The organism is Ferviditalea candida (genome assembly GCF_035282765.1).
In the GTDB taxonomy this organism is placed as follows: domain Bacteria; phylum Bacillota; class Bacilli; order Paenibacillales; family KCTC-25726; genus Ferviditalea; species Ferviditalea candida.
The window spans coordinates 1-1,416 of the sequence record NZ_JAYJLD010000096.1 but is presented as its reverse complement, the minus strand read 5'-3'; the positions used below and the strand labels follow the sequence as shown (position 1 = coordinate 1,416).

Sequence of the window (1,416 nt, the reverse complement as noted above, 5' to 3'; positions counted from 1 at the left end):
AATTAAGCTGCCGCTTGCAATTGAGCCTCCCGATGGAGGCCGAGCACCTTGCTGCGGTCATAGTTCTTCTGTTTACGGCCTAGTTCAAACAAAACGCGGATGAGCTTGTTGCAGATTGCGATCATGGACTGCTTCTTCTTCAGCGGGTTATCCCGGCGCGTCGTGAAGTACATGTGCAGTGCGCGGAACTCTGGGTTCTTGGCGACCATCGTCAGTGCCGCCCGGAACAGCAAGGCTCGGAGGCGACAGCGCCCTCGCTTGCTAATGGTCGTTTCCCCTTTGTGAAGCCCGGAGCTGTTTTCCCGCAGGCTGAGACCGGCGTAACGCACGATTTGTTGGCTGTGGTCATAGCCGCTCAAGTCTCCGACTTCCGCCAGGAATCCTGCCACGGTGATAAGACCGATGCACGGAATGCTCATCATGTGGGTGGCGCCCGGAATCTGTTCCACCAGACCCGCCACAAGCTCCATCAGTTGCTCGATCTGCCTGCAGAGCATGGCGTACTGCTCCAAATACATGGCTAGCTCATGCTTGGCCGCCGTAGCGCCTTCTGTGAGGCCGATGGACTTTCGGGCTTTCCGGTAGAGTAGCTCCGCTCTCTTGGGGCCTACGGCTCGTTTCACGTCGTTCTTCTTCCAGATAGCCACCACAGTTGTTTCGCCAGCGGCGATCACGTCTTGCGGCAGTGGAAAGTTCTGCAACGTAATGAGCGAGGCCTTGCCTTCCCAATCTTTAAACACTTGCCTATATTCGGGAAAGAAGCGATCCAGCCAATTGTGAATTCTTCCTTTCACGCGGTTCAAATCCCCGCATAGACGGTCTCGCTGGTTCATAAGCACACGCAGGTCGGCATAAACGCCTTCCGGCAGCTGTGGGTGTGTATAGCGTCCGTCGATGACGAGTTTGGCGACGACTTTCGCATCTTTGATGTCGTTCTTGGTCGGCGAGTTGTCGTCGAGTTCCTTGCTTTTCTTGACATGATGCGGGTTCACCAGCACGACTTCGATACCGCGCTGCTTCAGGAAATGAAACAGCGGGAACCAGTAGTGGCCGGTTGGCTCTACGCCAAGCAGCACGTCCGTCAGCCCATGCTCTTGCTTGATGGATTCAGCCCACGCTAGCAGGTTCAACAGGCCATTGTCGTCGTTCTGGAACAAGCACCGCTTGCCTAGTTCGATGCCTCGGTAATTAAAGGCACGAGCGACGTGGTTGTGTTTCGCGATGTCGGTTCCGATGACCAGCGTCGTTTCAGAAATTCTCGAAATTCGTTGATTTTGCTTGTTCGTTTGGTTAAACTTCATAGTGAGCGTCCTCCTTTTAATTAGGGCAGTGAATGTACAGCATTCCATGACCCAGCATACAGGAGGCGCTTTTTGTTTTGCAAACCGCATTTTAATTCATTACAGGAATAGCTCC

General features: G+C 53.9%; 1 protein-coding gene. It reads right to left on the bottom strand.

Features of this window, described 5'->3' with window-relative positions:
• Nucleotides 1–2 precede the first annotated feature (2 nt).
• A complete protein-coding gene (locus VF724_RS21180) occupies nt 3–1,301 on the bottom strand; it encodes an IS110 family RNA-guided transposase (RefSeq protein ID WP_371756221.1) in 1,299 nt (432 codons plus the stop codon).
• Nucleotides 1,302–1,416: the final 115 nt, after the last annotated feature.

Coding starts and splice junctions, on each gene's coding strand:
- VF724_RS21180 (WP_371756221.1), bottom strand. CDS start 1,301: ATGAAGTTTAACCAAACGAACAAGCAAAATCAACGAATTTCGAGAATT.